Origin of the sequence: Psychrobacter sp. AOP31-B2-9, from assembly GCF_052378005.1 — a bacterium.
Lineage (GTDB): Bacteria > Pseudomonadota > Gammaproteobacteria > Pseudomonadales > Moraxellaceae > Psychrobacter.
In genome coordinates, this window is record NZ_JBQSXG010000017.1 from 1 (window position 1) to 24,102 (window position 24,102).

At 42.7% G+C, this 24,102-nt stretch carries 19 protein-coding genes; 14 read left to right on the forward strand and 5 right to left on the reverse strand.

What is annotated here, in order from left to right; translation table 11 throughout:
- Window positions 1-179 precede the first annotated feature (179 nt).
- Entirely contained in the window at window positions 180-1,382 is a 1,203-nt protein-coding gene (locus ACT3SX_RS03600) for a hypothetical protein (protein ID WP_442069529.1), read from the reverse strand.
- Window positions 1,383-1,918: 536 nt separating this feature from the next.
- Between ACT3SX_RS03600 and ACT3SX_RS03605 the strand changes: the two genes are divergently transcribed.
- From ACT3SX_RS03605 to ACT3SX_RS03660, 12 genes are all read left to right on the forward strand, one after another.
- The gene (locus ACT3SX_RS03605; RefSeq protein ID WP_192518456.1) at window positions 1,919-2,899 is read left to right on the forward strand and encodes a LysR family transcriptional regulator; all 981 of its coding nucleotides are present in this window, start codon (window positions 1,919-1,921) and stop codon (window positions 2,897-2,899) included.
- A gap of 216 nt (window positions 2,900-3,115) precedes the next feature.
- Window positions 3,116-4,387, forward strand: coding sequence for an NRAMP family divalent metal transporter (locus ACT3SX_RS03610; protein WP_192518457.1), 1,272 nt, complete (start codon window positions 3,116-3,118; stop codon window positions 4,385-4,387).
- Between the two features lie 386 nt (window positions 4,388-4,773).
- Window positions 4,774-5,667: a methylisocitrate lyase gene (prpB, locus tag ACT3SX_RS03615; protein WP_192518458.1), complete on the forward strand. Its 894-nt coding sequence runs from the start codon at window positions 4,774-4,776 to the stop codon at window positions 5,665-5,667.
- Window positions 5,668-5,738: 71 nt separating this feature from the next.
- On the forward strand, window positions 5,739-6,392 hold the full coding sequence (locus ACT3SX_RS03620) for a DUF2059 domain-containing protein (RefSeq protein ID WP_192518459.1): 654 nt from the start codon (window positions 5,739-5,741) through the stop codon (window positions 6,390-6,392).
- A 368-nt stretch (window positions 6,393-6,760) separates the two neighbouring features.
- The gene (prpC, locus tag ACT3SX_RS03625) at window positions 6,761-7,888 is read left to right on the forward strand and encodes a bifunctional 2-methylcitrate synthase/citrate synthase (protein ID WP_192518460.1); all 1,128 of its coding nucleotides are present in this window, start codon (window positions 6,761-6,763) and stop codon (window positions 7,886-7,888) included.
- A gap of 655 nt (window positions 7,889-8,543) precedes the next feature.
- On the forward strand, window positions 8,544-11,201 hold the full coding sequence (acnD, locus tag ACT3SX_RS03630; RefSeq protein WP_263972654.1) for a Fe/S-dependent 2-methylisocitrate dehydratase AcnD: 2,658 nt from the start codon (window positions 8,544-8,546) through the stop codon (window positions 11,199-11,201).
- A 213-nt stretch (window positions 11,202-11,414) separates the two neighbouring features.
- Window positions 11,415-11,720, forward strand: a complete 306-nt coding sequence (locus tag ACT3SX_RS03635) for a type II toxin-antitoxin system Phd/YefM family antitoxin (protein ID WP_192518461.1) — start codon at window positions 11,415-11,417, stop codon at window positions 11,718-11,720.
- A gap of 35 nt (window positions 11,721-11,755) precedes the next feature.
- Window positions 11,756-12,016, forward strand: a complete 261-nt coding sequence (locus ACT3SX_RS03640; RefSeq protein ID WP_037025847.1) for a Txe/YoeB family addiction module toxin — start codon at window positions 11,756-11,758, stop codon at window positions 12,014-12,016.
- A 79-nt stretch (window positions 12,017-12,095) separates the two neighbouring features.
- On the forward strand, window positions 12,096-13,349 hold the full coding sequence (gene prpF, locus ACT3SX_RS03645; RefSeq protein WP_192518462.1) for a 2-methylaconitate cis-trans isomerase PrpF: 1,254 nt from the start codon (window positions 12,096-12,098) through the stop codon (window positions 13,347-13,349).
- Between the two features lie 89 nt (window positions 13,350-13,438).
- Entirely contained in the window at window positions 13,439-13,792 is a 354-nt protein-coding gene (locus ACT3SX_RS03650) for an immunity 51 family protein (RefSeq protein ID WP_192518463.1), read from the forward strand.
- A gap of 30 nt (window positions 13,793-13,822) precedes the next feature.
- The gene (locus tag ACT3SX_RS03655; protein WP_192518464.1) at window positions 13,823-15,670 is read left to right on the forward strand and encodes an ABC transporter ATP-binding protein; all 1,848 of its coding nucleotides are present in this window, start codon (window positions 13,823-13,825) and stop codon (window positions 15,668-15,670) included.
- A 182-nt stretch (window positions 15,671-15,852) separates the two neighbouring features.
- Window positions 15,853-16,473: a GNAT family N-acetyltransferase gene (locus ACT3SX_RS03660; protein WP_192518465.1), complete on the forward strand. Its 621-nt coding sequence runs from the start codon at window positions 15,853-15,855 to the stop codon at window positions 16,471-16,473.
- Between the two features lie 37 nt (window positions 16,474-16,510).
- Here the strand turns inward: ACT3SX_RS03660 and ACT3SX_RS03665 are convergent, their stop codons facing one another.
- Window positions 16,511-17,257 (reverse strand): SDR family oxidoreductase, encoded by a 747-nt coding sequence (locus tag ACT3SX_RS03665; protein ID WP_442062099.1) that lies wholly within the window; start codon window positions 17,255-17,257, stop codon window positions 16,511-16,513.
- Window positions 17,258-17,548: 291 nt separating this feature from the next.
- Here ACT3SX_RS03665 and ACT3SX_RS03670 point away from each other — a divergent pair, with 291 nt between their 5' ends.
- Both ACT3SX_RS03670 and ACT3SX_RS03675 read left to right on the forward strand, forming a co-directional pair.
- Window positions 17,549-18,937, forward strand: a complete 1,389-nt coding sequence (locus ACT3SX_RS03670; protein ID WP_192518467.1) for a DUF2868 domain-containing protein — start codon at window positions 17,549-17,551, stop codon at window positions 18,935-18,937.
- An 82-nt stretch (window positions 18,938-19,019) separates the two neighbouring features.
- The gene (locus ACT3SX_RS03675) at window positions 19,020-20,732 is read left to right on the forward strand and encodes a DUF3482 domain-containing protein (RefSeq protein ID WP_192518468.1); all 1,713 of its coding nucleotides are present in this window, start codon (window positions 19,020-19,022) and stop codon (window positions 20,730-20,732) included.
- Window positions 20,733-20,771: 39 nt separating this feature from the next.
- On the opposite strand, the gene ACT3SX_RS03680 is transcribed toward ACT3SX_RS03675, so the two are convergent.
- The 3 genes from ACT3SX_RS03680 to ACT3SX_RS03690 all read right to left on the reverse strand — a co-directional run bounded on the left by ACT3SX_RS03680 (window position 20,772) and on the right by ACT3SX_RS03690 (window position 23,950).
- Window positions 20,772-21,788, reverse strand: coding sequence for an ArsA family ATPase (locus ACT3SX_RS03680; RefSeq protein WP_442069528.1), 1,017 nt, complete (start codon window positions 21,786-21,788; stop codon window positions 20,772-20,774).
- A 52-nt stretch (window positions 21,789-21,840) separates the two neighbouring features.
- Window positions 21,841-22,152: a cory-CC-star protein gene (locus tag ACT3SX_RS03685; protein ID WP_192518470.1), complete on the reverse strand. Its 312-nt coding sequence runs from the start codon at window positions 22,150-22,152 to the stop codon at window positions 21,841-21,843.
- A 115-nt stretch (window positions 22,153-22,267) separates the two neighbouring features.
- Entirely contained in the window at window positions 22,268-23,950 is a 1,683-nt protein-coding gene (locus tag ACT3SX_RS03690) for a carbon starvation CstA family protein (RefSeq protein ID WP_192518471.1), read from the reverse strand.
- Window positions 23,951-24,102 lie beyond the last annotated feature (152 nt).

The window sequence follows — 24,102 nt, forward strand, 5'->3', positions numbered from 1 at the left end:
GACATAACAATAGTAATCACCAACAACATACCGATTGTGATGATTATTTTTATGTTACTAGAAGGCTTTCTTTGACTTTTTTGTTGGCGTAACTCATGCGTTTTGATATTGATTTCATCCGTTTTATCAATAATATAGAAAATATAAGAGCAACTAGCTGTATATATAGTAAAGCGAACCTAATCAGTGGTCTCACGATACAATGTATTTTGTGACTCCTGTCTAAAATCTTCGTAACTAATGGCTGGTTCAGCTTGCGCCTCACTAGATACTGCGTCATCTGAGGTGGTATCTGTGGTCTTTTTCTCATCGATAGCCGCATTGCTATTGCTATCGACAATATCGTTATTGGCGCTCTGATTCTCACCAGTTAGCTCATCCTGTTGTGAGGCTGCTGGTGTCTCTGTAACGCTGAGCTCAGTATCAGTATCAGTATCAGTATCAGTATCGGTTTGGGCATTACTGTTGGCTACTTGTTCCTCGTCAGAACTAGGCGCACTATCCGTTGGCACCGTATCGACATTACTATTAATATTTGATTCAGTATTATCAGCGGTAGCTGTGTCTGTTGGAAAAACGCCCATAAAAACAAGTGTTGCTATAACAATAGCAATCAATACTAAACCCAAAATCAGACCAATAACGAGCGTTTTTTTATTATTTGCTGGCTTGTTTTTTGCTTCTGTAGCAGCTGGTATATTGACAGCCTGCTGTTTCTGCGTTTCTTGTGTAGCTTCGTCATCATTAGCTATAGAGGTCGTCTCATCCGTATTGCAGAGCTGGTCAGACTCTGACTCAACAATTTCATTGTTACTTTCCACATGAGTATCATCAGAATCAATTTCTAGGAATTCATCTGTATCAATAGACAGTACTTGATCTGAGAAATCTGACTCAACAACCTCGTTGTTACTTTCTACATGAGTATCATCAAAATCAATCTCTAAGGAATCATCTGTATCAATAGACAGTACTTGATCTGAAAAATCTGACTCTGACTCAACAATTTCGTTGTTGCTCTCCGCATGAGTATCATCAAAATCAATTTCTAGGAATTCATCTGTATCAATAGACAGTACTTGATCTGAAAAATCAAACACGGTATCTGTTTCAGCCTGATCTATACTCAATGTGTTATTTAACAGATGAGTATCATTATCTGAATCGGTACGCAGCTCAAGCTCTGTTTTTCCAGAAGACTGATATTTAGGTGCTAACTTAATATTTTCAGATTGTGTTAAGTCTTCACTATTAGTGTTTTCTACACGACTGACGAACCGATCATAGATATTATTATTGGTGCGAGCACGTGGATTTCTAGTGGTGATTTCCGCCAACTTTTCTTCAAAATCTGTACCAATATCTGTTTTTTTGTCGCTCATAAAATAATACCAAACCAGTTTATTACTACAGTGTAACTATATCGTTATCAAATAATATAATTGTTCATCTTATTATCTTCAAGTACAAAATATTTTATAGTGAAAGTATATTGTAAATATCGTTACTATTCTGCATATTTTCTAACTTATAGTTAAATTTATATAAATTCGATATGTTGCAATCCTTGCTAACTGTACGAGTATGTCGCTACTTTGGCTATGACAAAGCTTTTTTAATACCTGAATATAATAACCAATGGAAAATAGAAATGAGCAATACAAACAACGCCTGGTTGGCTTTGAGTTAATAGCTCAACTAGCCCTATGTTTAATAGACTCTAATATTAGTCGGTGAATAGGTGGTTATATGGATAGAGGTATGCACTATACTGATAAGCCATAGAGTGGCTATAGTCACTCCTCTATCTACTGAATACGGCGTCAGTCTCGCTTAGCTTACTATTTACAGCACTTTCACTTGGTTTCCTTGTATCCAAGTTATATTGAACCGACTATATCAACACAGGTTTAACGGTATGGACTTAAAACAACTGAATGCCTTTATATCTATCGCAGAGTTGCGTAGCTTTAGCGCGGCGGCAACCAAGACAGGGTTGTCACAGCCTACTCTGAGCCGCTTACTCAAACAGCTCGAAACCGATATGGGTGTGGAGCTGGTTGATCGTTATCATAGGCCGCTCGATTTGACTGAGGCTGGTGCATTTTTTTACGATAAAATCAGTGCCATTCTAACAGAGATTGATACAGTGACCAGTATGACGCAGCGGTTATCCGCACCAAGTAGTATTCTTAATATTGGTTTTGTTCCTTCCGTGCTCTATGGGTTGCTCCCAGAAATCATTGCTAGGCTCAAGCAGTCCAGTCCTGATATTGAAGTCAATCTCAAAGATATCAGCTCCTATCAGCAAATGGATGCTCTAAAATCTGGTGATATCGACATTGGCTTTGGTCGTTTTGCGCATCAAGACCCATGGGTTCAGCAAATATTACTGCGCCATGAACGCTATGTCGTTGCCTTACCTAAAGCGCATGCTTTAGCACATGTACGTGAGCAGAGGCTGATAGACTTGGCAAACAACCGATTGATTCTATATCATCAAACGCGTTTGCCGATGGCCACGCCAAACGCTCATACCAAAACGCTTCATACGAATAAAGAATCGGCAACCAACGATACGCCCATTACTGAGCCTTTGCTGCATTTATTTGCACAATACGGTATTTCTCCTTTTATGACAACAACGGTGAGTGATTTACAGATCGCACTGGGTCTAGTAGCAGCAGGTGAAGGTATTACGCTCGTACCTGCCAGCCTACAAACGGTACGTACCGAACAAATCAGCTATCAACGCTTGGTGCATGAAAACGTTACCTCCCCTATCTATCTACACACGCTCAAAGACTTCGTTCATCCTAGTATTCCTGATTTACTGACTGCTATTTATCATGTTTATGAACAACGTGGTATTACTTATCGACATCAGAAATTTACCTAAAAAACTGATTATTAACCATTCGTTAGCTTAGGTGATGAAAATAATCATTATCTCGTATCATTATAGATATGCTAAAGTCGCCTATAAATATTTAACTATCACTGTTTTTATCCTTTTAGTCTTTACCATTTCATTTATAAACATTACTTATTAGTTGCAGGCACTCTGTCACAGGTCAGTGTTAGGGTGTCTCTAGAGATATAATTTGAGGTATGTATGACCGCACAACAAACAAACACGCTTGATAGCGCTACTAACCAGGAAGGCTTTAGTTGGCGTATCTTTGGTCCTGGGATTTTGATGGCGACCGCTGCCATTGGTGGCTCACACCTCATTTCATCGACACAGGCTGGCGCACTTTATGGCTGGCAGCTGGCCATTATTATTGTATTAGCCAATGTTTTTAAATACCCATTTTTCCGTTTTGGTACAGATTATGTCTACGATACTGGTGAAAGTCTGATTGCAGGCTATGCCAAACGCTCTAAGACATATCTATGGGTATATTTTATTCTCTCTATATTATCAGCGATTATTAGCACTGGCGCAGTGTCATTAATCGCAGCCGTTATTCTTGGTTTTATGCTGCCCGCCTCTATTGAGCTGTCTACCATTACATTGGCATGGATAGTGACAATTGTATGCTGGGTATTTTTGATTGCCGGTCACTACAAGCTGCTCGATGGTGTAACCAAATGGATTATGATTGCGCTAACGATTGCTACTGTAGCCGCAGTTGTCATCGCTGCTGGCAGACCGACCGTTATGGCCGTTGACTTCGTTGCAGTCACGCCTTGGAATTTGGCCACATTAGGTTTTATCGTGGCCCTCATGGGTTGGATGCCAGCGCCGCTTGAGTTTGCTGCCATTACATCCATGTGGACCTCTGCAAAACGTAAAACAGACCATACCACTCACAAACAAGGTTTGCTTGATTTCAATGTCGGGTTTTTGGTATCTGCTATTTTAGCGTTGTTCTTTCTATCACTAGGTGTTTTTGTTCAATATGGCTCTGGTCAAGAGATTCAAACGGCAGGCATTGCCTATATTGATCAGCTTATCAATATGTATACGGCGACCATCGGTGAATGGTCAAGACTATTGGTCGCTTTTATTGCCTTTATGTGCATGTTCGGCACAACGATTACTTGTGCTGATGGCTACGGCCGAGCCAATGCTGAGTGCTGGCGCTTACTCAAAGGTGAAAAAGCGATTAATAAAAAACAAATCTCATTTTGGACGACTTACGCTATCGGTGGTGGTTTGGTTATTATTACCTTCTTTGCAGGACAGCTAGGTACTATGCTCAAGTTTGCCATGATATCAGCATTTGTCTCTGCGCCTATCTTTGGTTGGTTGAACTACTCACTGGTTAAAAATCAGCAAAAACTATCAGCAGGCATGAATATTTACTCGATTGTGAGCTTATTATTCCTAGGTGGTGTTGCCTTGTTATTCTTAGCCAACCTTGCAGGTCTCTTTGGTTAAGTGAGTTTATTACAACGTATCTAAAAACGTTGCGTCCAAAAATGCAGTACATGCAAAAAACATAAAACCCCTTTTAGCTAGGCTAATAAGGGGTTTTTCTTGTTTGATATTTATCAATATCTGACAAGTCTTCCTATTATCTTTGTAAATAAATGTAAATACTCAAAACGGCTTGCCTGAATAGTTTTACTAAAATGAATAGTAATTTATATGGAATGCTATTTTTTGGATAATGCTATTTAATAATTGAATATTATTAATATTAATTAATATACTATTTAAATATAATAATTACTAGGGATAAAAATATACTTTTCAGCGAGCAATAATTGAGTATAATCGATGGCAACAAAGATAATATCACCCCTCTAAGTAAGGATTAAGACATGACTTTACCATCGGCTGGCACGCGCTTTCGCAGTGCTATGAAACAAAAAAATGATAACAACCAACCCTTACAGATTGCTGGCGCGATTAATGCTTATACCGCGATGATGGCGACTCAAGTTGGTCACCAAGCGTTGTACTTGTCTGGTGCGGGCGTGGCAAATGCTTCATTTGGCCTACCTGATCTGGGTATGACGAGTTTAGATAATGTCTTAGAAGATGCTCGCCGTATCACCGATGCGGTTGATACACCACTATTGGTAGATGTCGATACTGGTTTTGGTGGTGCGTTCAACATTGCTCAAACTATCAGAAAAATGGAAAAGGCAGGCGTGGCAGCAGTACATATCGAAGACCAAGTGGCTCAAAAGCGCTGTGGTCACCGACCAAATAAAGAAATCGTTAGTATTGTAGAGATGGTAGATCGCCTAAAAGCAGCACTAGATGCCAAAACCGATCCTGACTTTGTGGTGATGGCACGTACTGATGCATTGTCTGTAGAAGGTTTAGATGCAGCTGTTGAACGCGCCGTTGCCTTTCAAGAAGCTGGTGCTGATATGATTTTTGCAGAAGCATTAACCGATATCAAAATGTATCGCAAGTTTACGGATGTCCTAGACATTCCTGTACTGGCCAACATGACAGAATTTGGTCAGACTGATTTATATACCACTGACCAGCTATACAGTGTGGGTGTCGAGATGGTGTTGTATCCACTATCCGCATTTCGTGCGATGAACAAAGCAGCACTAAACGTTTATCAACACCTGTTGAACGATGGCACACAAGAAAAGGTCGTTGATACTATGCAGACTCGTATGGAACTGTATGATTTTTTAAACTATCATGAGTTTGAGCAAACACTAGACAAATTGTTTGCCGATAATAAGTAATACCAAAAACTAAACCGTTTTTTATTACTTTTATTTTAAAAAATCAACCCTCCCCTACTTTTAGGTTATTTATGTCATTTTTTACTGCTAATACCATCGCTAAATCTTCAATGCTTAGCTGCACGCTTGCCGCTCTGTTGCTGACAACAGGCTGTGATAAAACACCAGAAACCGTTGACGAAACCACTAGTGAGGCGAGTGAGATGAGCGCCTCTACTGCTGCCGAAACGTCACCAGCTACTACTCAAGATAACTTGCTGATGACAGAAATGACATTAGATACTGTTAACAATTTCGTATTTACTCCGCTTATTAGTAGTGGATCGCTCAATGCAGAGCAAGTAAGCTGCCTTGAATCGCGCGACAAAGACTTGGGTAGAGAAGAAATTAATAACTTCTATAACACAGAGTTTACCGATGCAGAGTTACAAGAGTTAGAGGCGTTTTATAACTCAGATCTAGGGAAAAAACTGATCGCCTTTGGTAACGAACAAATACGCATTATGAGTGGCGAAGAAGTCGAAACACCGATGGAACAACCTACCAAAGAAGAAATGGCAGAAATACAAACCTTTATGCAATCACCAGTTGGCGCTAAGTACATGCAGCTAAACAAGGCTCAAGGTGAAGGCAGTGTAATGCAAGCAATGAGTGCACCGATTCAGGCTGAGTTCGATCGTTGTAATATTACTGTTGATTTAGATGCACCACAACCACAGTCTTAGTTGCACACAACCAGCGCTATAGTCAGTCAACAATAAGCAAAGAAACTGCTTAGGGTGTGTCCCCATGTTGAACATAGAGATAAAAATGAGATAAATAGCAGTCAAACTAAGAAAAATAGTGCAGATAATATCGAGATATTAGCAAGCTACTTAACGCAGTTTGGCAAATACTTAGCCATTTTTAGCCCATTTAATACTGATTGTTCAGATTGGGGACACGCCCATAGACTTCTTGCGAAAGTGTCAGTTAACTGGTTTCTAATAACGAAACCATAAAAGCTAGCAATGACTGATGCAAGAAGTCACATTATAAGAAACACCTTTTTTTACTTTTCACCCAAAAAGCTACCAACAAAAGGAATTCAATCATGGCAGCACAAAAACAACTTTCAGGCGCAGGTCTACGAGGTCAGGTCGCTGGCAAGACGGCACTATCAACCGTTGGTAAATCAGGCTCAGGTCTGACGTATCGCGGTTATGACGTATCAGAACTCGCAGACAAATGCATCTTTGAAGAGGTGGCCTACTTGCTACTTTATGGCAACTTGCCAAACCAAAGCCAACTTGATGCTTATCAAGCCAAGCTCAAAACATTACGTGGTCTACCACAAGCGCTAAAAGACGTACTTGAACGCATCCCAAGCGATTCGCACCCAATGGATGTACTACGTACCGGTTGCTCTATGCTGGGTAACCTTGAAACTGAGACTGACTTTGCCGAAGAAAAAGACAAAACAGACCGCATGTTGGCGGTTTTCCCATCAATCATTAACTACTGGTATCGCTTCACGCATGACAACGTGCGTATCGAAACCGAAACGGATGATGAAACCATCGGTGGCCATTTCTTACATCTGTTAAAAGGCGAAAAACCAAACGAGCTACACACAAAAGTGATGAATATCTCACTTATTTTGTATGCTGAGCATGAGTTCAATGCTTCAACCTTTACCGCTCGTGTGTGTGCGTCTACCTTATCTGACATTCATTCTTGTATCACAGGTGCAATTGGCTCATTGCGTGGTCACTTGCATGGCGGTGCGAACGAAGCTGCGATGGATATGATTGAAGGTTTTGGTTCAGCCGATGAAGCCGAAACCGAGATGTTAGCTATGCTGGCACGTAAAGATAAAATCATGGGCTTTGGTCATGCCATCTATAGCGAATCAGATCCTCGTAACGTCGTAATTAAAGGTTGGGCTGAGAAGCTAGCCGCTGACGTTGGTGATGAGGTGCTATACCCCGTATCAGTACGCTGTGAAGAGGTCATGTGGCGCGAGAAAAAACTGTTCTGTAATGCTGACTTTTTCCATGCGTCTGCTTATCACTTTATGGGTATTCCAACCAAACTGTTCACTCCAATCTTTGTGTGCTCACGCTTAACAGGTTGGGCATCTCATGTATTTGAGCAACGTGCTAACAACCGTATCATCCGTCCAAGTGCAGAATATACGGGTGAAGAGCTGCGTCCAGTACCAGATATGAGTGCGCGTTAATTATTTAAAGTAGGATAATTTTTTTAAGATGTGCTTTGCGTGCTGAGAGTTAGACAACCTTTAACTGGCGCGCATGGCACACTCTATACTTAACTTTTGATATCTATGTTTACGTTTGGAGAAGTATGATGACAGTATGGCCATCATATGTCGTTTGGGTGGCAAGCTTCTTATGGTTAGTGGTATTACTAATCAAACCTATCGTCTATCCTCACCAAAACCAAAAGACGTCAAAAGTAGATATATTTATTTTCATAATATCAGCAATCACTCTACTCAGTTTTAGTTATACCAGTATCAAGTTTACGATGGATTTTTCTCAGAATAGTTTAAGTCGAGAGTGGTTAGATTTTTTGCTCAACTTATGGGGTTCTTTGTTTGTCATCAATATAGTATGCATGATAATGGCTTGGGCTAAATTATTTCGCCAAAATGCTCCGTCCTCGCATACCAATTGGTTTTTTATATTCACTACGACATTAGGAGTCGGTCATATACTGGCTTTAGGATCTTATGTTTAAACGTTCAATATCATTTTTTTAGCAAAGTCTTTTTTATCGCTTTTTATCGCTAAAAACGAGAAAACCAACGATTTTGCTAAGAGAATATCTTTTATTAATTTTAATCTAAACCAGCTAACCGCCAAAGGTGACTTATGGACAATGCACTAGTACAACCAATGAACGAACCCTTTAAAAAACCACTTCCTGATACTGACCTTTACTACTTTGACACCCGAGAAGCTGTCGAGAGCATCGAAGCTGGCGCGTATGACAAACTACCTTTCTGTTCAAAAGTATTGTGCGAAAACCTAGTACGCCGTTGTCCACCAGAAGAGCTAACCAATGCACTTAAGCAGCATATCGACCGCAAGCAAGACCTTGACTTTCCTTGGTACCCTGCCCGTGTCGTTTGTCATGATATTTTGGGTCAGACGGCTTTTGTTGATTTGGCTGGCCTACGTGATGCTATCGCTGAGCAAGGTGGCGACCCTGCTAAAGTAAACCCTATCGTGCCAACTCAGCTTATCGTTGACCATTCATTAGCTGTTGAGCATGCAGGCTTTGAAGACAATGCGTTTGAGAAAAACCGTGCCATTGAAGAGCGCCGTAATGATGACCGTTTTCACTTTATCAACTGGTGCGAATACGCCTTTGATAACGTAAACGTGGTGCCACCAGGTAATGGCATTATGCACCAAATCAACCTAGAAAAAATGTCACCTGTAGTACAAGTGGTACAAAACAAAGCAGGCGAAAAAGTCGCTTTTGCCGATACGTTAGTGGGTACAGATAGCCACACACCAATGGTCGATGCGCTCGGTGTTATCTCAATCGGTGTGGGCGGATTAGAAGCTGAAAGCGTGATGCTCGGCAATCCATCGTATATGCGCCTGCCTGATTACGTGGGTGTCAAACTTACAGGTAAATTGCAAAAAGGCATTACTGGCACGGATTTGGTACTGGCCATGACTGAGTTTTTGCGTGATGCCGGTGTGGTTTCTACCTATATAGAATTCTTCGGTGATGGCGCACGCCAGCTGACTGTCGGTGACCGCGCCTCTATCTCCAACATGACGCCTGAGTATGGCGCAACTGCTGCGATGTTCTATATCGATGAGCAAACCATCGACTATCTGCGTCTGACTGGTCGTAGTGAAGAACAAATCAAACTGGTTGAGCAGTATGCCAAACAAACTGGCCTATGGGCTGACGGTATGAAAAAAGCCGAATACGCACGCGTGCTTGAGTTTGATCTGTCATCAGTAGGCCGCAATTTGGCAGGGCCTTCGCGTCCACATGCCCGCGTATCGACCGATGATTTGGTTGCCAAAGGCATCGCTCACGCTCCTGATGAGAAACTACCTGAATCAAAGGACGGTTTGATGCCAGATGGCGCAGTGATTATCGCGGCTATCACCAGCTGTACCAACACCTCAAACCCGCGCAATATGGTAGCAGCAGGCCTGGTGGCTCGTAATGCTAATGCCAAAGGATTATTACGGAAACCTTGGGTCAAATCATCCTTAGCACCTGGCTCAAAAACGGTCAAAATGTACCTAGAAGAAGCAGGTCTGATGCCTGAGCTACAAGAAATCGGTTTTGACGTGGTTGGTTTTGCCTGTACGACCTGTAACGGCATGAGTGGTGCGCTAGACCCTGATATCGAAAAAGAAATCATCGACAATGATTTATTTACCACGGCAGTACTCTCAGGTAACCGTAACTTTGATGGACGTATCCACCCTTATGCCAAGCAAGCATTCTTAGCATCGCCGCCATTGGTTATTGCGTATGCCATCGCTGGCAACATCCGTTTTGATATCGAAAAAGACTCATTGGGCAAAGACCAAGATGGCAATGATGTTTATCTAAAAGACATTTGGTTTGATGACGAAGAAGTCGATGCTATCGTTGCCGCTGCCGTTAAACCTGAACAGTTCGATGCCGTTTATATTCCTATGTTTGATGAAACCAAAAAAGACATGGGTAAAACGCTAAGCCCTTTATATGACTGGCGTGAGATGACCACCTATATCCGCCGTCCACCGTATTGGGAAGGAAAAATGGCGAAGAAAAATACCCTAACAGGTCTGCGTCCGCTTGCCGTACTTGGTGACAACATCACAACCGACCATATGTCGCCATCAAATGCTATTCTTGGCTCATCAGCAGCTGGCGAGTATCTAGATACTATGGGTTTGCCTGCTGAGGACTATAACTCATACGCTACTCACCGCGGTGACCATTTAACCGCGCAACGTGCCACCTTTGCCAATCCTAAGTTATTGAACGAGATGGTACGCGATGAGGAAGGTGAAATTATCCAAGGCTCATTGGCCCGCGTCGAGCCAGAAGGTCAAGTGATGCGTATGTGGGAAGCGATTGAAACCTACATGAACCGTGAGCAACCGCTTATCATCATCGCAGGTGATGGCTATGGTCAAGGCTCTAGCCGTGACTGGGCTGCCAAAGGCGTGCGTCTCGCTGGTGTAGAAGCCGTCGTTGCTGAGGACTTTGAGCGTATTCATCGTCAAAACTTAGTTGGTATGGGTGCCCTACCTCTGCAGTTCGAAGAAGGCACGACTCGCAACACGTTAAATATCGATGGTACAGAAACCTTTGATGTCACAGGTGAAGTCTCTGCTGGCGGATTGATGATGTTGGTGATTCATCGTACCGACGGCAGTATCACAGAAGCGCCTATTATTTGCCGCTTAGATACAGCTGATGAAGTAAAAATGTATAACGCGGGCGGTATGCTACAACGCTTTGCCAAAGAGTTCATCGAAGGTACGTTAGATATTGTTTAAACCTTTAGTATGATATGAGTATATAAGGAGCCGATGTTGTATAACCTTTTTATATGACATCGGCTTTTATTTGCTTTTGCGTTCTATACACTGAGTTTTGTCACTTACTCCTAAGTATTAGATAGTAGCTAAATATTGAGTTTACTTAATCAATGGCGTAATATGTACCATATATTGTACAAGTTATGCAAAATATCATGAAAGGAGTAAGCCATGAGAGTCGTTAGTTTTTCAGAAGCCAGAAAACACCTAAAATCCGTCCTAGATACGGTAAACGATGATGCCAACGCCACTATCGTAACCCGCCGTGACGCTGATGATGCGGTTGTGATGTCGCTTGATTATTACAATAGCCTGATGGAAACTGTCTATCTATTAAAGTCTCCTGCCAATGCAGCGCACTTAGCGGATTCTATTGCTCAATATAAAGCTGGCAAGACCGTTACGCGTGAGCTAATTGATACGGCAGAAGATAGTGATGACAATGAGCATGCGGATAACGACATTGAGAGTGCTTAAACTCAAAGGCTTGAATCAACGCAAAGGGTCTGACAATGAGTGAACAACTAGCATGGACAGATGCTGCGTGGAAAGACTACCTGTACTGGCAAACGCAAGATAAAAAAACACTCAAACGTATTAACAAACTTATCACCGAATGTAAGCGTAATCCGTTTGAAGGCATTGGCAAACCTGAACCCCTAAAAGAAAACCTATCTGGATTTTGGTCAAGACGCATCGATGATGCCAATCGGTTGGTATATGCCGTCGATGATAACTATCTGACGATTATCTCTTGTCGCTATCATTATTAATAAGCACTTTTAGTCATTCATGTTTACTTGCTGATGGCACCATCCTAATCTTACAACAATATAAAAAGGACTTAATACAGTGGCTCAAACCAATCCTAAATCCAAACCTTCTTTCGCTCCGCAAATATCAGTCCCCGCCACCTATATGCGCGGTGGTACCTCAAAAGGCACTTTCTTTAAACTGTCTGATTTACCTGAGCGTTGCCAAGTCGCTGGCGAGTCACGTGATAAGTTTTTGCTACGTGTGATTGGTAGCCCAGACCCTTATGGTAAGCAAATCGATGGCTTGGGTAATGGCAGCTCTAGCACCTCAAAAACGGTTATTTTATCTCCAGCAAATGATGACAGCCACGATGTCAATTATCTATTTGGACAAGTCAATATCGCCAAACCCATGATTGACTGGGCGGGTAACTGCGGCAACTTAACCGCAGCTGTTGGTGCTTGCGCCATTAACATGGGGCTAGTTGCTGCCGACAAGATTGCTAATAGCATCGATGACAATACTAAAAGCGGCATTTGTGAAGTACGCATTTGGCAAGAAAACATCGGCAAAACTATCATTGCCCATGTTCCCGTCTATCAAGACGCAGATAAAAAAGTCCAGGTTCAAGAAACAGGCGACTTTGAATTAGACGGCGTCACCTTTCCCGCCGCTGAAGTCAAAATTGAGTTTATCGATCCAGTCGATGCCACCAGCGACATGTTCCCTACTGGCAACTTGGTCGATGACTTCGATGTAACGGGTTGCGGTTTAAATACCGATAGCGTCAAAGCTACCTTTATTAGCGCTGGTATCCCGACCATCTTTATGAAAGCAGAAGATTTGGGGTTTATGGGTACTGAATTGCAAGGTGATATCAATAGCGACAGCGAGCTACTTGCTAAGCTTGAGACTATCCGCGCCAAAGGCGGTGTGGCGATGGGATTATTTAAAGATGTGAGCGAGGCACAGACCAGTCAACACATTCCTAAAATCGCTTGGGTGGGCGCAGCACAGAGCTATACCGCCTCTAGTGGTAAGTCGGTCGATGCTGGCGAAATTGATTTAGTGGTACGTGCCATGAGTATGGGGCAATTGCATCACGCCATGATGGGTACAGCAGCTGTCGCCATTGCTGCAGCAGCAACCACACAAGGAACCTTAGTAAATGAGGCCGCTGGTGGTCAGAAGTTCGATGAAGTACGTTTTGGTCACCCATCAGGTACTCTACTAGTAGGCGGCAAAACAGAACAAGTCGATGACCGCTGGCAAGCCAAAAAAGTCTCGATGAGCCGTTCAGCAAGGCGTATCATGGTTGGTGAGGTTTTTGTGCCAGCAGATGCTTTTTAGTACGCCTCATAAGTAAAAACTAACAAATTGATAACTCCTAAGTGTTAGTATTAAGATCTGTTTGATATTCAAATATTAGGTATAACACAATGAGTAGGCAAGATTTTGAGCAAGTCATCAGCCCTTTCTTCTGGGTCGAGCACGAAGATAGCGTTTCTGTATGTTTGAGCGATGTGGGTTCTTATAAAGCTGAAGTTTTTGCCACACGTGCCAACGAAGGGTTTGAAGGCAATGGTTATGATTGGGGAAGTTTAGCCACTGTATTCTTGCAAGAAAAATATCCAGAATGGCAAAATGTGATCAAATTCGATCCAGAAGGCAGTATGTTTGTGGCGTATTCATCAGATAAAAATGCCCTGAGTACTTTTACTGTGGCCTTTAAGCAAGCATGCGATGACCACAATTTGATAGTAGATTTATTTTCACGTGCTGAACTAGATTAACTAACGGTAATCGCTACGGTTATTTTCGATATGCCAACCCCACCGCGCCGCGTTCCACTTAATATCAAGCCGCCCACCAATAAAGCAGAACGGGGCGCTTTACTGTGGTCTATCCTCAAAAAGCTAGCCGTGTTTGCCGCGCCTTACAAAGCGTTAATTTTACTCACGTTGATATTAACGGTACTCGGCTCGTTTACCGCGCAGGTCAACGCTTTTGTATTGCGCTACACCGTAGACACCTTAACCGACATCGCTACCCTCACCGACCCTTGGGCGGCGGGTGGACGTATGCTAGGTATTATTAGTGCGGTGCTACTCATCAAAGAAGTATTGTCTATTTTTATCTCATTTGGGCAACGCTACTTTGGCGAAAGAATCCGCATCAATCTCTCAAGAGATTTATCTCAAAAGGTGGTTGAGCGTATTCTCACCTATCGCATGGCATTTTATACCAGTAGCAATAACGACAGCGGCAAACTACAAACCCGTATTGACTTAGGTGTCAGTAGCCTCACCAGCTTGGTACAGAACTTTTTTATTGACATGCTGCCGTTATTTGCCAGTGCCATTGTGTCACTCGTCATCATGTTTTCTACCAATTTTTGGGTAGGCATGGTTGGTCTTATCATTGTGCCCATTTATTTCTTTATCAGTCAAAAACAAGCCAACCGCCTGCAAGGATTTCGGCGGCAAATGCGTGGTTACCGCGAAACAAAAAGCGGGCTGGTTATCTCCTTAATTAACGCCATCAGCGTGGTCAAGTCTTTTGTACGCGAACCCATTGAAGCCCAAAAGCACTTGGCGATTCAAAAAGACATGACTGACAATCAGCTACGTATTCGTAGCATTGCTTTTATTTATGATGGCGTCAAAACCTTTATCGAACAGATTGGCGTGGTGATGATTATCTTACTCACGGCCTATTTTGTGCTAAAAGGCGAGATGACCATTGGTATGATTTTGTTTCATGTCATGCTGTTTCAAAATGTCGCCGCGCCCATTCGTCAGTTGCATCGCATTTACGATCAGATCAACAATGCACTAACCTATGCCGAAGGATTTTTTGATATTTTAGAAGACGACAAGCAAGTCGAGACGATTGGTGGCTTACCAAGTCAGCAGTTGCAAGGCCACATTGAGCTAAAAAACGTCGATTTTACTTATCCTAATGGTACCAAAGCCTTAAACGATGTCAGCTTTACCATTAAACCCAATCGTATTACCGCGCTAGTGGGTTTAAGCGGTGCTGGCAAGAGCACCATCATCAATCTGTTGGTTAAATTTTATGAGCCAGAAGCCGGTAGTATTTGCTTAGATGGTCATGATTTAGACGACTATGATACGCAAGCTTTACGACAGAAAATTGGCCTTGTGCTACAAAGCAACCATATTTTTTCGGGTACGATTGGTGAAAACATTCGTTATGGAGACATGAGTGCAACGGACGAAGATATCATTGCCGCTGCTAAAAAAGCGTCAATACATCAGCAAGTCATTGCCCTACCAAGTGGCTATGACAGCGAAGCCAAATCGCTGTCTGGTGGTCAGCAGCAGCGCATTGCACTGGCTAGGATGTTTTTGAAGGATCCGCCTATCGTATTTTTGGATGAACCAACCGCCAGTCTTGATGCCATTGCCAGTCAGCAAGTCAAAAAAAGCTTGGATTTGATCAAAAAAGATAGAACCGTAATTATTGTGTCGCACAATATTGCGCAGATTATTGATGCTGATGATTTGGTAGTGATAGAAAATGGCCAAGTAGTCGAGACAGGCACGCATGAGGAACTGTATAAACAACGTGGCAAGTACTTTGAGATTTTTAGCGCCATGTCTGACAGCTTGAATTTGGATAAGATCAGTCAAACGCTACATGGTTAGCAATGGTTAATACGTGCTTAAATCGTTATAATGATCCTTACTTAAAAAATTCTAGGGTCTATTGAACAGTCAAATAGCGATTAGCCGTACTAATGTTTGAATGTTTAATAGACCCTAATCGTTACTATAGTTAAAAGTCGCTATAGCCAAATCCAAATCAATCCGCTAAAAGCTGCTTCATTATGACCTGTAATTTTTCTGTTAAAACGTTCGATGAACTTACCTCGGTTGATCTTTATCATATTTTAAAAGCGCGCTCGCAAGTGTTTGTGGTCGAACAAAACTGCGCTTATCAAGATATGGATGAGCTGGATTTTGACTGTCTGCATCTGATCGCCCATCAAAATGAGACCCTGATCGCATATTGCCGAATCATTCCGCCTGAATTTAATAAGTTAAAATCTAACCTGTCGGTAGCCGACGCCGCACCGAGTGATACCTCTATGTCTGCGATTGGTCGCGTGCTGGTATTAGCAGAGCATCGAGGTGGCGGCTTAGCACGGGATATGATGAACCATGCTATTGCACATTGTCGTAAAAAATATGGCAAAAAACGCCCTATCATTATCTCTGCACAAGCCTACTTGCTAGATTTTTATCAGTCTTTAGGGTTTGTACCCGAAGGCGAACACTACCTCGAAGACAATATTGAGCATGTAAAAATGGTGCTACATGTGGTCAAAAAAGTGAAAGTAAAAAAAGAAAGCACAAGCTCTACTTCTACCACGAGTAAGATTCTCAGCTTTTTACTATTAATCATGTCAGCGTTATTCGTTTTAGGTTTACTGTACTTGATGACCTAAAGCAACGACTCGCTCATTTCTCACCGCTATACCGCTATCACCAAGAAATAGACTCTCCAGCCCAATCTACAAAACTGCCTGATTGTGCTGCCGTCATACCACTCAGTACTTCTAACAAGCATTCAGCACTATAGGCTGGCGAGAATAAATGTCCGTCAGCCACATTGCCTTGAAACGGCGCTGATAGTTGCGTGTTAACCGTTCCTGGCTGCATGACTACCATGCATACGTCCTTGAACGACCTACCCCATTCGATGCTTAGGTTTTTCATTCCCATATTGAGTGCAGCTTTACTCATCCGGTAGCTATACCAACCGCCCAATTGATTGTCACTGATACTACCCACTCGCGCTGATATCGTCGCAAAAACAGCGGGTACCTTGTTGCTGCGCTTAGCTTTTACCAGCAATGATTTCATATGCTTAGCAATCAGCAAACTGGCTAGAGCGTTTACTTGCATATTCTGTAAAAAGAAATCCGTCTCCATCTGGCGCAGGGCTTTCTCCGGTTGCTGCGTTTCAGTATGCAATAATCCCGCACAGTTAATGACCCAGTCGATATGATCCGTGTGCTGTTTGATGATGTCAGCCGCTTGTTCGATACTGCTCTCATCACAGACATCCATCGATATCCAGTGTAGATTGGCTGCTTCAAAATCAGGTAGGTTCTTATTATGAGTAGCAAAGACAAACGTGTCATGTGCTGTGTTGGCGGTTAGCTGCTCTATCATCGCCTTACCAATGCCACCTGTACCACCAATGATTAGATAGGTTTTATTATTCATGATGATTTTCCTGCTCTTATTATTTGAGTTTTTATTAGTTTTATAGTACTGAACATAGCTTATTTTGGCGTACGCTTAGGGTTTTTACCGTAATGAAAATGTTTAAAAGATGGGCACTTATGAATCATTCCTATTCGTTTATTGGCAAAATCATCAGCTTATGCCTAGTCTAGTGTAATCTTAGCGATTAATAGCCCTGATGTTTGAATGTTCAATAGACCCTATATATAGGCTACAATAACCAATTATTGCTATTTTACCTTAACGCTTTTATACGGATGTTATCGCATTATGCTATCACCCCAAGACCAATTAACTGAGTTGGTACGCACGCTTGAGACACAGCAGCATGTATTTGCCACTGACCCGCTACTCATCACGGAAAAGCTGCAAAATGAAGATGGCAAACCGATACAAAAGCTGCATCGCCGCGCTTCACGTATTGACAGTAATGGTGCACTGACACGAGTATTGGGTAAGATTGATGGCCGTATCAAAGGCATCATGGTCGTAATGAGTGTGGTGTGGTGCATCTCAGGATTTTTGGGCTTATTTACGCTACTACAGGCCAATGTGGTGAATTTCTTTTATGTGTTGGTTTGCTTATTAGGGTTTCATACTATTATGCTCTTAGGCTGGCTTGCCATGACTTTGGTTAATCAAGGTAAGCAATCATCCAATTGGTTCGCCAGTTTTGTCAGTCCCAGTTATCTGATACGTGGTAAGGATGATGTGACCAAGGCGGCTGTGAATTTGTACGAACGTCAATTACATCATAGCGGTATGCGCTGGTATCTTGGCAGGTTCAGCCATCAATTGTGGCTTGCGACATTGACAGGTATGTTATTGGCAATTGTGTTTTTGTTGATTGTGCGTCAGTACAGCTTTAGTTGGGAGTCGACACTATTATCTGATCAGGCGCTTATTACTTTGACTCAGATATTAGGCTGGCTACCTAGCATGGTGGGATTTGGGGTGCCGGACAGTGCGGCTATCGCACAGAGTCGATTGGTGACAGATGCTATGCCGCTATCTGTTGCGCGGCAATGGGCCGGACTACTAATCGGTAGCTTGCTGATGTATGGCATCGTACCACGAGCGCTTGCTTGGGGGGGGTGCGCCTTAATGTTTCGCCGAAAAAAAATGCGTTTAGATCTTAAACTGCCTTATTATCAGAAGATTTTGAGTTTTTGGCAACGCCAAGTGGTTGACGCCGATGACTTTAATGAGGCACCTACTCCTATCGCACCGAAAGCCACCGTGAGCGCTGGCAAGAAACTGGTTGCACTGCTTGAATACCCAACCGAGCAAGATAGCTGGTGGCAATCAGGTTTTGATAACACACTTGAGGGCGATGTGGAGAATTTTGGCATATTAGATGATCGTGATGATATGGCACGGTTAAAAACGTATCTAGACAATCATCCAGTACAAGTGTTACTCGGTATTCATAATAGAGCATTGCCTGACCGTGGCACATTACGCAAACTTGATCAGATTGCCAGTCATGCAAAAGAGGGACTGATTGTAAAACTACTGAACGACACGGGTCTGACTGTTGATGCTTCAGATTTGCATACGTCAGAATCACAGCAAGTAGAAAACCAAGGCCTTCGCTATCAGCAGTGGCAGACTGCGTTATCTGCACGAGAAATTGGTTTGGTCGATACAGATGCGTAGAGCAATTCACCTATCATCTACCTACCACCTACTAGTGCGGCTTAACGCTTAAGCATATCGATAATTAATATAAGATTTTATTATGAATAATGACAATAACACTCATGAAAGCAATAAAAACAATGATAAACCGGTTGGTCTTTTTGCAGATAAAGCGTATAAGGTGACACCTGATTCAAATGACTCAACACCTCACTCAAAAACTGCACCACTATCTGTATCTGATACACAATCACAGTCACATATAGCAGAGCAACCGACATTAGATAAGGAACAGCAAGCCGCTAAAAAAACCATCGCTAGTGGTGAGCCACTCAAACTAGCCGTTGTCGGTCACACCAATACAGGTAAGACCTCTATCCTGCGCACCTTATTACGCGACGTGTATTTTGGTGAAGTAAAAAACGAGGCCGCCACCACACGACATGTCGAACAGGCTCAGTTAACAGATAGCCAAACTGGCGAAGTACTAGTCGCACTATATGATACGCCTGGTCTAGAAGATGCCTCAGGGTTGATGGATTGGTTAGAGGATAATACCGCCAGTCGCCGTGATGGGATTGAGCGTTTGCAGCAGTTTTTGGCTGCGGATATTGCTCAAGGGACAAATGGTGGTGCTTCAGACAGCCATTTAGATAACCCTTTAGAGAATCATGCAGATAGCTATCATGCACAAAGCTATGACTATAGCCAAGAAGCCAAAGTGATTCGTCAGCTACTAGCAAGTGATATGGCTATCTATGTCGTCGATGCGCGCGAGCCAGTGCTGGGCAAATATAAAGACGAGCTGGCTATCTTGTCTTGGGCAGCCATTCCTGTCATGCCTGTCTTTAATTTCACCGACAGTCAGAATGCCAATATCGATGAATGGCAGACGATGCTGGCAAGACGAAATTTGCATATATCGACGCGTTTTGATTCAGTTGCTTTTGAATTCGAAGATGAGATGCGCCTATGGCAAAACTTAGCCACCATGCTCACCCATTCTGAGATGCTTGAGCAATTGATGCAACGTCGGACCGAAAACTGGGCACGGCTGAGTGACGAGGCAAATATCGTTATTGCTGACTTTTTGATCAATGTCGCAGCTTTTGTGCGTGAGATTAATGACAGCGACGATCCCATGCCAGTACTGACACAAATGCAGGAAGCCGTTCGACAGAGCGAACGTACCATGCAGCATAACTTGCTCAACTTATATAAGTTCTATGACAATGCTGTCGCTGCAACCCCACTGGAGCTACAAGCCTATCAACAAGACCCATTTGACCCTGAACTTCTCAAAAGCTATGGTATTCGTACGACTTCGGGCGCGGCCGCTGGTGCACTGTTGGGCTTAGGTGTTGATGCAGCCGCATTGGGTATGACGCTAGGCTTGGGTACAGCAATTGGTGGTATTGCCGGAGGGTTGTTGTCTAATACCAGTAGTATTGCTGATAGGATTACAGGGGTGAAGCGCTTATATATCGACCCTGCTACGTTGACACTACTGGCTACTCGAGCGATTGATTTACTGACCGCGTTGCGTCATCGTGGTCATGCAGCGACAGATGCGACCCAATTGATATATAACGGCGCAAAACATGATGATGAATCAAGCGAGAATGAAGACGATAATCTAGTGACGCCATGGCCAACCAACAAACTACCAAGCGAGTTAAAAAAAGCCCGTGGTAAGCCGCAATGGTCGTCACTTAGTAGTGGCAAGTCTGAGCAAGCGCAGCTATTACGAGCAGATATGGCGTGGTCGCTCTCGGCCAAATTACAGTCGTACAATCATGACTCGCCAAATTAAGCATAATTGATAATAAGTACATACGTTATTATTCAAAACCTAGAGTACTGGTTTCAGTAAAGCACTCAATGCATCAGTACCACGTACATCTGTCTGCTGTAGATAGATTGGATATAGCGGATACTTAGTAAAGCTTGTCTCTATATCTTGCATAATTTGCTGTTGTCTATCGGCACGCAGCTGCCAAAAGTTATCAGACTGAGTAGGTGTTATCAGCTGATTGATGACGATCGCTGCTGGCGTGAGTTTGCTGTCTTCTAACTGCTTGATCGCACGTCTGGTCTCAGCCAATGGCAATACATCTGCAGTCATAACCAACACAATAGCTGTTTGAGCACGGTCGTGAAGTAATGCTCCTGCTTGACGAAACAGCTGTTTGCGTTTTTCTAATACAGATACGGCTTGTTCCCAGCGGTCTGATTTTTTTGCTGCAAACGGATTTGCCACATCGTTCTTATCGTTTTTTTGATTGTGACTGTCTAAATGGTTTGCCACCGAGCGTAACTTAGACTGTCGTCGCTGCTGTGCAAGCAGTCCATCTGTCCACGCACCCATCATCTCTGGTAGTACCAATAACCGTAGAGTATGCCCTGTTGGTGCCGTATCAAAAATAATATGATCATAATCTGTATCTGCGGCGCTGACTAAGTGCTGACACATAGATTCAAGCATCGCAGCTTCCTGGGCACCTGGAGCTGATTTTGATAGCTGCAAATGCTCTCGAATCTTGGGCATCATATCTGGATTGGCATAGGCTGTAATAGTGCGCTCAACCTGTGCAAAATGCGCATCAACGATGATGTCTGGATTTAGCTCGATGGCATCTAAATAAGGTGACATCACTGTTTTTTCGTTGCTTAGGCGAACATTCAAAACATCGCCCAAACTATGTGCTGGATCAGTCGAGACAATTAAGGTCTTTTGCTGCTGGCTAGCATAGTAGCTAGCCAGTGCGGCGGCAGTCGTGGTCTTCCCTACGCCGCCTTTTCCACCGATAAATATAATCGGTTGTGTCTCTAACTGCTCTACCAATCCATGTAAAGGGTGTAACGCCATAGCTTTATCTCATTTTTCAATTAATTCTTATTTCTTTGTGCCCAATAAGTTATTAGCAGCAACCAACGTGGTCAAAGGGACATCTATCCATACCCATTCTAGTATGCCATTCGTGAAAATTTTCTAAAAATAGCGGCTGTAGCTCTAGTGTATAAAAGCTGGCAGGGTTATCGATACCTAAGCTTTCAGCAAACATGAGCAACATAAAAAAATCTTCTTCATCACGTGCCGCACGTGCCATCGTCTGGCGGTATGGCGCATGATAAAACTCATTTAGCCCATGCTTAAATCGCTGCCACCATGGTTGGTTGCTCTCTAACGGTTGAATGCTTTCTATCCCATTTGATATATTGTCATTTTCCATAATATGCTCGTATTTTACTTAGCTCTTATTATCTATAATGCCTATTTGAAACAAAAAACGCCAGCAATGGCTGCTAGCGTTTTTTATTGAACAGACATTTAATATGATTTAATGTTTAAACGTCACCGCCTTCACCTTTATGTAACGACCATTCTTTACGTAGTACAGACAAACTCTCAAAAGTCACTAAAATAGTAGCGACTAAGATAATAATATCCATAATAATAAGTAGCCAATTTCCATCGGTAAAGAAGGTTTTGAGCTGAATCAGTAGTGCAAATACGGTCATCACTAATAGGAACGACAACGGCGCTAATGTAAACCAGACAGGCTTGCCTTTACGTAACAAGATAACCGTTACAATCATTAAGGTTAACGCAGCCATTAGCTGATTGGTCGTACCAAATAGTGGCCAAATAATCATACCACCAGCACCATCGATACCACCAGCACCAAATGCTAGTAATAAACAGCTGCCCACTGCTAGTAATGTTGCGACGATACCTTTACTTAATGCAGGTAATTTGTAAATCTCACCAAATTCTTGGAAGATATAACGTTGTAAACGTACACCAGTATCCATCGTAGTACCAGCAAACAACGCTGCCATGACTGTCAGCATGGTCTGTGATAGCACCATATCAATACCTACGCCAGCACTCAGAATCGTTGCACCGCCATCGATAAAGGCGCCGATAGAGCCATCACCAAACTTTTGATAGACCGCTTGCCAATCACCAAGGGTAGCAAAGCCAGCAGTAGCCGCAAGGATTGCCCCAAGTGCTAGCATACCTTCGCCAAGTGCACCGAAATAACCAACGAAACGAACGTCTTCTTCTTTGTCAATCTGTTTAGAGGTCGTTCCTGTTGCCACCAAACCATGGAAACCAGATATGGCACCACAAGCAATCGTCACAAACAACAATGGTAGTAGTGAAGGTGTATCCATTGGTAATGAGGTATTGATCGCTGGTGCTACAATATCAGGAGTACCAATAAAGATAGCAGCATACAATAGAATTAAACCAACAAATAACTGTAAACCATTAATATAATCGCGAGGTTGCAGCAGCATCCATACTGGTAATAATGACGCTATCGCGGCATAGCTAAACAAGATAAGAATCCATACGGCGTTATCAGGTAACCCAAAAATAGTTTCAGGTAGCGCAATAGGAAATATAGTACCAAGATAGATAAGGCTGTATAAAGCAGTTACCCCAATAATTGATACCCAGACCAAATTCATTTTGTAGCGATAAATACACTGACCAATGATAAAGGCAACCACTAAGGCTCCCCAAACTGGCAATACAGCAGATGGTGTTTTAATCATCATATTAGCAATAGCCACGCCAAATACAGCATTGACCATTAGTAGTAATAAGAAGATGACAACCATCATCAAACTGCGGACACGGGTGCCCATGACAGTACCTGCAATAGAGCCAATCGACTGACCTCTGTTGCGCATACTTGCCCAAATAGCTGACATATCGTGTACACCAGCCATAAAAATAGTACCGAACACCACCCAAAGGACGGCAGGTACCCAACCCCAGATAACCGCAATGGCAGGACCAATAATTGGTGCAGCTCCTGCTACTGAAGTGAAATGGTGTCCCCATAATACATATTTATTAGTAGGGACATAATCTATACCGTCTTTCATGGTATGAGCTGGCGTAGGACGACTGCTGTCCAATGCTAAAATTTTTGTGGCAATAAATTTTGAATAAAATACGTAACCGCAGAGCATAGCGGCAACGCCAAATAGTAGTACAATAGCACTATTCATCTTATCTCTCCTTAGACAAGTAGAAAATCACCTTATGAGTTCAAGCTTTTTAAATCAAAATATATAAAATATAATAGATTAGGGTGCAGCGAGTAAATCGGCCGACCCATTAGCAGGCAGATAATAGCGATATTTTAATGTGATTGCTACCT

Excerpts from the sequence above, each read along its gene's own strand:
- ACT3SX_RS03600 (WP_442069529.1), bottom strand. The coding sequence starts at position 1,382 with ATGAGCGACAAAAAAACAGATATTGGTACAGATTTTGAAGAAAAGTTG.
- ACT3SX_RS03605 (WP_192518456.1), top strand. The coding sequence starts at position 1,919 with ATGGACTTAAAACAACTGAATGCCTTTATATCTATCGCAGAGTTGCGT.
- ACT3SX_RS03610 (WP_192518457.1), top strand. The coding sequence starts at position 3,116 with ATGACCGCACAACAAACAAACACGCTTGATAGCGCTACTAACCAGGAA.
- prpB (WP_192518458.1), top strand. The coding sequence starts at position 4,774 with ATGACTTTACCATCGGCTGGCACGCGCTTTCGCAGTGCTATGAAACAA.
- ACT3SX_RS03620 (WP_192518459.1), top strand. The coding sequence starts at position 5,739 with ATGTCATTTTTTACTGCTAATACCATCGCTAAATCTTCAATGCTTAGC.
- prpC (WP_192518460.1), top strand. The coding sequence starts at position 6,761 with ATGGCAGCACAAAAACAACTTTCAGGCGCAGGTCTACGAGGTCAGGTC.
- acnD (WP_263972654.1), top strand. The coding sequence starts at position 8,544 with ATGGACAATGCACTAGTACAACCAATGAACGAACCCTTTAAAAAACCA.
- ACT3SX_RS03635 (WP_192518461.1), top strand. The coding sequence starts at position 11,415 with ATGAGAGTCGTTAGTTTTTCAGAAGCCAGAAAACACCTAAAATCCGTC.
- ACT3SX_RS03640 (WP_037025847.1), top strand. The coding sequence starts at position 11,756 with ATGAGTGAACAACTAGCATGGACAGATGCTGCGTGGAAAGACTACCTG.
- ACT3SX_RS03650 (WP_192518463.1), top strand. The coding sequence starts at position 13,439 with ATGAGTAGGCAAGATTTTGAGCAAGTCATCAGCCCTTTCTTCTGGGTC.
- ACT3SX_RS03655 (WP_192518464.1), top strand. The coding sequence starts at position 13,823 with ATGCCAACCCCACCGCGCCGCGTTCCACTTAATATCAAGCCGCCCACC.
- ACT3SX_RS03660 (WP_192518465.1), top strand. The coding sequence starts at position 15,853 with ATGACCTGTAATTTTTCTGTTAAAACGTTCGATGAACTTACCTCGGTT.
- ACT3SX_RS03665 (WP_442062099.1), bottom strand. The coding sequence starts at position 17,257 with ATGAATAATAAAACCTATCTAATCATTGGTGGTACAGGTGGCATTGGT.
- ACT3SX_RS03670 (WP_192518467.1), top strand. The coding sequence starts at position 17,549 with ATGCTATCACCCCAAGACCAATTAACTGAGTTGGTACGCACGCTTGAG.
- ACT3SX_RS03675 (WP_192518468.1), top strand. The coding sequence starts at position 19,020 with ATGAATAATGACAATAACACTCATGAAAGCAATAAAAACAATGATAAA.
- ACT3SX_RS03680 (WP_442069528.1), bottom strand. The coding sequence starts at position 21,788 with ATGGCGTTACACCCTTTACATGGATTGGTAGAGCAGTTAGAGACACAA.
- ACT3SX_RS03685 (WP_192518470.1), bottom strand. The coding sequence starts at position 22,152 with ATGGAAAATGACAATATATCAAATGGGATAGAAAGCATTCAACCGTTA.
- ACT3SX_RS03690 (WP_192518471.1), bottom strand. The coding sequence starts at position 23,950 with ATGAATAGTGCTATTGTACTACTATTTGGCGTTGCCGCTATGCTCTGC.